Consider the following 8325-nt stretch of genomic DNA (forward strand, 5'->3'; position numbering starts at 1 on the left):
CTTTTTGCGTACTTGTCATTAAGTCTTTCCATTTAAAAAGGCATTAAGAAATGAATTCTTAATGCCTTTAAAGGTTTAATTACATTTTTTCTGGAGCAGATACACCAATTAGTTTCAATGCATTTGCAATCGTTTGACGTGCAGATGTCACTAATGCTAGACGTGCTTCTGTAAGAGGTACATTGTCTGCATTTAATACTTTGTCTGCATTGTAGAAGCTATGGAATGTTGCTGCAAGCTCTTGGATATAGGTTGCCACACGGTGAGGTGCACGAAGTTTTGCAGCGTCTGCAACCACTTGTGGGAAGTCACCAATTTTTTTCAATAGATCTAATTCTTTTTCGCTTTGCAATACATCCAAGGAGTCAGTAGAAGCCTTCATGCCTTGTGTTTCTGCCGAGCGTAAAATAGAGCAAATACGAGCATGTGCGTATTGTGCATAATAAACTGGGTTTTCATTTGATTGTGAAACAGCTAAATCTAAGTCAAAGTCCATGTGAGAGTCACCTGAGCGCATACCGAAGAAATAACGAACTGCGTCTAGTCCTACTTCTTCTACAAGCTCACGCATCGTTACCGCTTTACCTGTGCGCTTACTCATTTTCATCTTTTCGCCGTCTTTATACAACTGAACCATTTGAATAACAGATACTTCTAGTTTTTCACGGTTATATCCAAGTGCTTCAAACGCAGCTTTCATACGTGGGATATATCCGTGATGGTCTGCTCCCCAAATATTAATAAGCTGATCAAAACCACGAGCTAGCTTATTCTCATGGTAAGCGATGTCTGGTAATAAATACGTGAATGAGCCGTCACTTTTGATAAGTACACGATCCTTGTCATCTCCGAATGTAGTAGAGCGTAACCAAGTTGCCCCCTCTTCTTCAAAAATATGACCATTTTCACGTAATTTGTTTAACGCAATATCAATTTTACCGCCTTCATATAAGGAAGTTTCAGAGAACCAGTTATCAAAGTTTACACGGAAGTCTGCTAAATCCTTTTGAAGCTTCGCCAATTCTACCTTCAAACCGTGAGTACGGAATGCTTGGAAACGCTCCTCATCTGACATATGGACAAATTTGTCTCCGTGCTCTTTCACAATGTCAGCTGCAATATCGATAATATCTTGACCACGATAACCATCTTCAGGCATTTCCTTTTCCATACCTAATGCTTCAAAATAACGCACTTCAATAGAAACGGCTAAATTATTGATTTGATTTCCTGCATCGTTTATATAATATTCACGAGAAACATCGTAGCCAGCAAAGTCTAATACGTTACATAAAGAATCTCCAACAGAAGCTCCACGTGCATGCCCTAAATGTAAATCACCTGTTGGGTTGGCAGAAACGAATTCTACTTGAATTTTTTCGTTACTACCAGATGCTGTGCGGCCGTAGTTTTCTTTTTCTGAAAGTACTGCTTTTACTACATCCTGCAAGTAATCTTTACGTACAGTAATGTTCATGAAGCCTGGTCCAGCGATGTCTACTTTCTCCATCATTGTTCCGTCCATATTAAGGTTTTCAATAATTGCCTCTGCGATTTGACGAGGGTTTTTCTTCGCAATTTTAGTTAATTGCATAGCAATGTTTGTTGCATAGTCACCATTTGCTTTATCTTTTGGTGTCTCAAGATGAACTGATGGCAGTTGCTCCTCGGTTACAAGCTCTGCTTTAAGGATTGCTTGCTGCAAAGCTTCCTTAATGGATTGTTGGACTTTTTCTACTGCATTCATTTTATTCCGCCTCCGTATATGTTAGTTCTAATTTATATGTACCGACCACTTCTTCGTCCACTATAAGCTCATAATGTACTAGGAATTGACCATCTGTGAATTGCAATTTCTTTGTATTGGTTGTAATCATGAATGTGCCGTAGCCTGTGTCATAGCTACCGGTCTGCTGTTCTCCTCTTTGAAATGGCAGGCGCATTTTGACACCACCACTTCTAAGTATTAACGCAGATTCAGCATTTAATTTTACTGTTGTTCGAACTACCTTTTCGTTCTGTACTTCCTCATAAACTAAATAAGGCTGCTCTCCCTTTAAGGTTAGAACGCCAGATGTACGAATGTCAAAGGATTCTTTTTTAGACTTCGGGTGTTGGATTGTTGATCGCAACCGAACAGTAACTTGTTTTTTTAATGGTTCAGACATGGACTTCATCCTTTAGATCAATATTAAAAGTTTATTTATGTAAAAATATAACCTTCATATTATAGCTTAAAAGCAGCTTAAGTTACAACGTTTCTCTCTATTTCTAACGTAAGCCATCCAAAATTTCTTCTAATTCACCTATAAACCAGATATCTTTTTTATAAGCATTTCCAGCTTCGTCTCTTGTACTTTCTTCAAAGCCTAATGTTTTCATATTTTGTGGAATATCTAATCTCCAAGGGTGGCTTTTTTCTTTGCTCAAAGGAATCCATTTTTGAGAATCATTGTTTCGATTAAAGAACTGTTTGAAGTATGATTCTTCCGCAAACATTATGATTTGAGCATCAAATAATGCTTTAAAATCAATATAAACAACTACTCGATAGTACCCTAAAGAATTTGACTTCTTTTCAATTAAATGAACAGCCTGTTTCAATAAGGTTTGAACACAGGTCTTCTTTACTCCTATGGGCGTTCTGTTTGAATCGATAAACCCTTCTGAAGTTGGTAAATGGAGATGCCAATATCCATTATAAAAGTCCGAGGGAAATTCAAAGGTTTCCTCCAAAATTCTTTTTATCATATTTCTAGTTTTTCTTCTTATTCCTCTTTGTTTCTTATTAGACATGTTTGACTCCTCTCTTTTTTCTATTCATTCGGTTCACCTTTTTAATTACAAGTAATATCAACAAGCCCATTGTATTACTTTGTCTATTCTTCCCCAGACTTTTATATTCACTTCATTGTTTTAAAAAATATCCTAAAAAAAGCTCTTAAAATTTTACTGGTTGTAAAATTTTAAGAGCTTATCTAATTCCATTTTTTATTACATAGGACTTGGCATTCTCCTGCGCACTGCTCGTCGCGGTAACATCTAGTGATTACTTTCTATTTAACCCATCCTAGTAGCATTTCGCGTATGAGCTTCGACGCAGTGTTCGCTGTTTGGCTTCCGCTTCACTTCGTTCAGCTCCGCAGTAACATTCAGTATCTATTTTCTATTCTAATTTTGCTTTTAAAATTAGATAAATTTCTACCATGGGCTCTCTGTTTGCTCCTGCGCACTGCTCGTCGCAGTAACAGTTAGAGATGACTTTCTACTTTATCCAACCTAAGATCATTTCTCTTAGTAGCTTCGACGCAGTATTCGCTGTTTGCTCCGATTGGTCGTAGATTGGGGCTACTTCTACTAGGTCGAAGCCTACTACGTTGACGCCTGAGTTTGCGATTGCGTGGATGGAGGCTAGTAGTTCGCGGCTTGTGATTCCTCCGCAGTCTACTGTTCCTGTACCAGGTGCATGCGCTGGGTCCAATACGTCAATATCAATGGTTACATAAACAGGGCGCCCTTCAAGTGTTGGTAGTACTTTTTTCAAAGGCTCCAGCACTTCGAACTTGGCGATTTGCATTCCATTTTCTTTTGCCCAATCGAACTCTTCCTTCATTCCAGAACGGATTCCAAATGAGTAGACGTTTTTAGGTCCTATATGTTCTGCAATTTTACGGATTGGAGTGGAGTGAGATAGTGGCTCTCCCTCATACTCCACGCGTAAATCTGTATGTGCATCCATATGAATGATAGCCAAGTTATCATATTTGTTCGCCACGGTCTTCATCACTGGCCAAGAGACTAAATGCTCTCCGCCCATACCGACTGGAATTTTGCCGTCCTGCAAAAGCTGGCGAATGAATCCTTCGATTAAGTCTAGACTTTTCGCAGCATTCCCAAATGGAAGTGGGATATCTCCTGCATCGAAATAGTTTACATCATCTAGTTCTCTATCAAGATATGGAGAATATTCCTCTAGACCAATAGATACTTCACGAATACGCTGGGGACCGAAGCGAGATCCAGGACGATAGCTTACCGTCCAGTCCATCGGCATACCATAAATGACAGCCTGTGCTTCATCGTAATTCTTCTTACTTTTAATAAATACGTTGCCTGAGTATGCTTCATCGAATCTCATTGGCTTACTCTCCTGCAAGGTCTTTCACAAATTTCGGTAAAACGAACGCCGCTTTGTGAAGTTCTTTTGTGTAATACTTCGTGTCTATATCGAAGAATTGCTCATCTGGAACTTGCAGTGGATCATATTTTTTAGATCCAATTGTAAAGCACCATAGACCACTTGGATATGTTGGGATATTAGCCAAATACATATTTGTAATTGGGAATATTTCCTTCACATCTTTTTGTACTTGGCGGATTAAATCTGCCTTAAACCAAGGGTTGTCCGATTGTGCAACGAACAATCCGTCTTCTTTTAAGGCTTTAGAGATTCCAGCATAAAAGCCCTTCGTAAATAGATTTACTGCAGGTCCTACTGGTTCTGTTGAATCTACCATAATGACATCGTACTCATTTTCAGACTCAGCAATATGCATAAACCCGTCTCCAACTTGTACATCTACTCTTGGGTTTTCTAATTCACAAGCAATCTCTGGTAAATATTTTTTTGAGTACTCAATTACTTTTCCATCTATATCAACTAATGTCGCTTTTTTAACCTTCGGATGCTTCATAATCTCTCGAATTACTCCACCGTCTCCCCCTCCAACCACTAATACATTTTCTGGGTTAGGGTGCGTGAATAAAGGAACGTGTGCAACCATTTCATGATAAACAAACTCGTCCTTTTGGGAAGTCATAACCATGCCATCTAAAAAGAGCATGTTACCCCATTCCTCTGTTTCAGCCATTTCCAACAGTTGAAAATCCGTTTGTTCTGTATGAAGTGTGCGTTTCACCTTCATTGTGATGCCAAAGTTCTCGGTTTGCTTTTCTGTAAACCAAAATCCAGCCATTTATCTATCTCCTTCCAATATATGATTCTTTTACTTTACCTAAAAAGTAAATACAAAGAAAGTATAGTGGTTTTTGGCAAAAGTGCAATAGTTTTTTAATTCTCGGTTTAATTTGTTTCTATAGTTCTCATACTGTTAAAAACACAGGTGAGAACGGGGTTGATTTTTTGAAGCGCGCGCAATATAAAAAGAAGACTACTCGAAATAAAAGATTAAAAAGAGTTCTCCTAATCGGAATAGCTGCTAGCTGTGCATTTTTAAGTGCCATAGTCACTCTTCGAATATATGCGCAAATAGTTGGCGCACCGATTATTCAGGTTCCAATTTCCTCTGTATACTTAGACAATCAAGGTAACGTCATCGGAGATCGTTTTAATGAGCAGCGTAGGTACTGGATATCACTAGATGAAATGTCTCCCTTCATTCCACAAGCAACTATTTCCGTGGAGGACCAGGAGTTTTACGAGCATAATGGCTTTGATTACTCTCGAATTGCTTCCGCTCTACTAAAGGACGTAAAGGCAGGAAAAAAAGTTGAAGGTGCCAGCACTATTACTCAGCAATATGCACGTAATGTGTTTTTAACCCACGATAAAACATGGACAAGAAAAATAAATGAGGCATTATATGCTTATCGCTTAGAAATTTTTTATGAAAAGGATGAGCTTCTAGAAGGGTATTTGAACACTGTCTATTTTGGACATGGCATGTACGGGGTAGAGGCTGCAAGTCAATATTACTTTGGGAAAAGTGCTAAGTCTTTAACTTTAGGAGAATCCGCTCTTTTAATGGGTATTCCAAAAGGGCCGACCCACTATTCTCCAATTGTGAACGAAGAAAAGGCCGTTAATCGTCAAAAGCTAATATTACAATTAATGAACAATCAGCAATTCATTACTTCAGAACAAAAGGAACGTGCAAACCTAGAACATTTAGCTCTAAAGACAGAAGAATCAAGAGTAGCCAAAAAGACAGCACCTTATTTCTTAGAGGAAGTTTGGAAGGAAGCTACAAAAATAGTAGAGAGTAAAGGACGTCGCATTGAAGAAGGTGGATGGACGATTACTACTACGTTAAATAAACAGCATCAGCAGGTGGCAGAAGAAACTATTGAAAAGTGGATGCCTAAAGGTGAGCTGCAAATTGGGTTCGTTAGTATGGAGCCCAAAACAGGTTATATAACAGCTATGGTTGGAGGAAGAAGCTTTACGGAAAGTCCCTTTAACCGAGTTACACAGGCAAAAAGACAAACCGGCTCAACAATCAAGCCTTTACTGTTTGCAGCAGCGCTAGAAAATGGCTTCTCACCTCTTACTTACTTGAAAAGTGAGCGAACGATTTTCACCTATGACAATGGACGAAGAGAATATGAGCCTAAAAATGTAAATGGAGAGTTTGCTAATCATCCAATCTCCATGGCGCAAGCCTTAGCAATCTCCGACAATATATATGCAGTGAAAACATTGGAGCATATCGGCTATAAACCGTTTGAACAACTGGTGGATCGCTTTAATATCAACATGAAGGTCGATCAAACACCCGCTACCGCGTTAGGTACACCAGAGGCGTCCTTACTAGATATGACGAAGGCTTACAATACGATATCAGATAAAGGAATCCAAATGAAACCAACGTATATTACGAAAATCTCAGACAATGAGGGGAAAGTTATATATGACATCAGTGAGGAGAAACGAAAAGGCAAGAAAGTATTGTTAGAAGAAGATGCTTTCTTATTATCCCATTTGATGACTGGAACTTTTGATCCTACGTTTAATGACTACTCTCCTGCCACTGGTATTAGTATACGGGCAAAGCAAACACGTCCTTACGCAGCAAAATCGGGCACAACGAATACAGATCAGTACCTAATAGGCTTTTCTCCACAGCTAACAGCTGGAGTTTGGAATGGCTATGACCAAGGCAAGGCAGTGAGTGATGCAGAAGCGAAGCAGGTAACGAAGCAAGTATGGATTGAATTCATGGAGCAAGTGCATCGTGGCCTACCCGAAGAGCCATTTATCGCCCCCGCAGGTGTACGTGGGGTTATCGTAGATATAGAAACAGGAGGACTTGCAACTTCTGATTGTGAAAAGCAACGCCTTGTTTATCTGAAGGAAAAGGATATCCCAACTAAGCTTTGTACAGATCCACGACTAAAACAGCACACATTCGAGGATTTATCGGAAGAACAAAAAGAAGAAGAGTCCTGGTCCATCTTCCCATTCAACTTCTTCGGAAACTAAGCATTTAAAGTTAAAAGCTTTTTAAATAATAAAGTAGAATTGATTTCCGCTCTGTCGGACGCTTTCCGTGGGGTGAGCGATAAGCCATCACCCATCGCTAACGCGCGTGGTTGTGATGTCTTATCTGTCTCACTCATCCCACAGGAGTCCCCGCCTGCCGCTACAATCAATCTTATAAATTGTTCGTGTTTTAAGTGGTAAATTGCTATTTATTAAATTGATAATTTTTAAAAAATTGAGCTAGGGAAAATAACCCCAAGCTCAATTTACTTTTATATTATTTTTAGCAAAGATCAGTTAGTTTTTTCATTTAACTTTTAAAAACGTGGAATCGGCAACTTGATTTAAAGTTTTTACTTCTTTTAAAGCAGTTGATAGCTTGCAAAAAAATCTCTCCATTGTAGTTGTTTGGAGTGGAGGCGGCGACTCCTGGGGGGAATAGCGCGAGCTGAAAGCCCCGCAGGAGCAAAGGGACGAGGAGATTGAAGCCGTGCCCCCGGAAAGCGTCCGCCGTAACGGAAAACAACTACATTTTATTTTGAGGTCTTTAAATTTTTCGTGTTTTCCATAAGAATAGCAGCCATTTGAAATTGATTTCGCATTATTAATAATCTCTACCTTAAACATAGCCTAAAATTTAAAAGGCCTTTCATCTCCCTAAAGAGACGAAAAGCCTTTTCTTAGTATAATTTTCTGTTTGAAGTTGGAATGATTTGGATTGGGTTTCACAAACCTTCCAGCCCATCTCATACTCATTTAACTAAGTGTCCTAGCATTACTGTGAAGTAAGCTTTAAGTAAATTGTACTTTCTTTTTTCAATTAATTCAACCGTCTAATCGGACTATGTTGTAATTAATTCACTCAAAAATTATTTTAATATTATATTTCTAAATCTTGATGCAGCTTTTGTTCGCTTTGTTCCCACATTTGAGGATTGTGAGATTGTAAAAATTCCTTCAAGATTTCTTTTGACCGATCGTCCATAAAATCAACTAAAATTTGACGCTTCATGGACTTATCCATTCGATTTACATGGTCAGCCAAAATCTTATAGCCACGTCGCTTCTCTCGATTTACTACCATCTCACAAGCAGCTACGCCT

At 38.9% G+C, this 8325-nt stretch carries 7 protein-coding genes; 1 reads left to right on the forward strand and 6 read right to left on the reverse strand.

The features are described 5' to 3' along the window. Positions 1-79: 79 nt before the first annotated feature. The 5 genes from argS to speE all read right to left on the reverse strand — a co-directional run bounded on the left by argS (position 80) and on the right by speE (position 4976). Positions 80-1747 (reverse strand): arginine--tRNA ligase, encoded by a 1668-nt coding sequence (argS, locus tag AC06OU_RS05140; RefSeq protein WP_475854411.1) that lies wholly within the window; start codon positions 1745-1747, stop codon positions 80-82. A 1-nt stretch (position 1748) separates the two neighbouring features. Next, entirely contained in the window at positions 1749-2168 is a 420-nt protein-coding gene (locus AC06OU_RS05145; RefSeq protein WP_169361170.1) for a YwiB family protein, read from the reverse strand. Positions 2169-2271: 103 nt separating this feature from the next. After that, complete coding sequence (locus AC06OU_RS05150; RefSeq protein ID WP_475854412.1) at positions 2272-2796, reverse strand: DUF3916 domain-containing protein; 525 nt, start codon at positions 2794-2796, stop codon at positions 2272-2274. Positions 2797-3265: 469 nt separating this feature from the next. Continuing rightward, positions 3266-4138, reverse strand: a complete 873-nt coding sequence (speB, locus tag AC06OU_RS05155) for an agmatinase (RefSeq protein ID WP_475854413.1) — start codon at positions 4136-4138, stop codon at positions 3266-3268. Positions 4139-4142: 4 nt separating this feature from the next. Further along, the gene (gene speE, locus AC06OU_RS05160) at positions 4143-4976 is read right to left on the reverse strand and encodes a spermidine synthase (protein WP_169361405.1); all 834 of its coding nucleotides are present in this window, start codon (positions 4974-4976) and stop codon (positions 4143-4145) included. 167 nt (positions 4977-5143) lie between these two features. On the opposite strand from speE, the gene AC06OU_RS05165 reads away from it, so the two are divergent. Continuing rightward, positions 5144-7222 (forward strand): transglycosylase domain-containing protein, encoded by a 2079-nt coding sequence (locus AC06OU_RS05165; RefSeq protein WP_475854414.1) that lies wholly within the window; start codon positions 5144-5146, stop codon positions 7220-7222. Positions 7223-8102: 880 nt separating this feature from the next. On the opposite strand, the gene AC06OU_RS05170 is transcribed toward AC06OU_RS05165, so the two are convergent. Then, a partial coding sequence (locus AC06OU_RS05170) for a YwhD family protein (protein ID WP_475854416.1) occupies positions 8103-8325 on the reverse strand: 223 nt, incomplete at its 5' end.

This window comes from Psychrobacillus sp., from assembly GCF_056205495.1.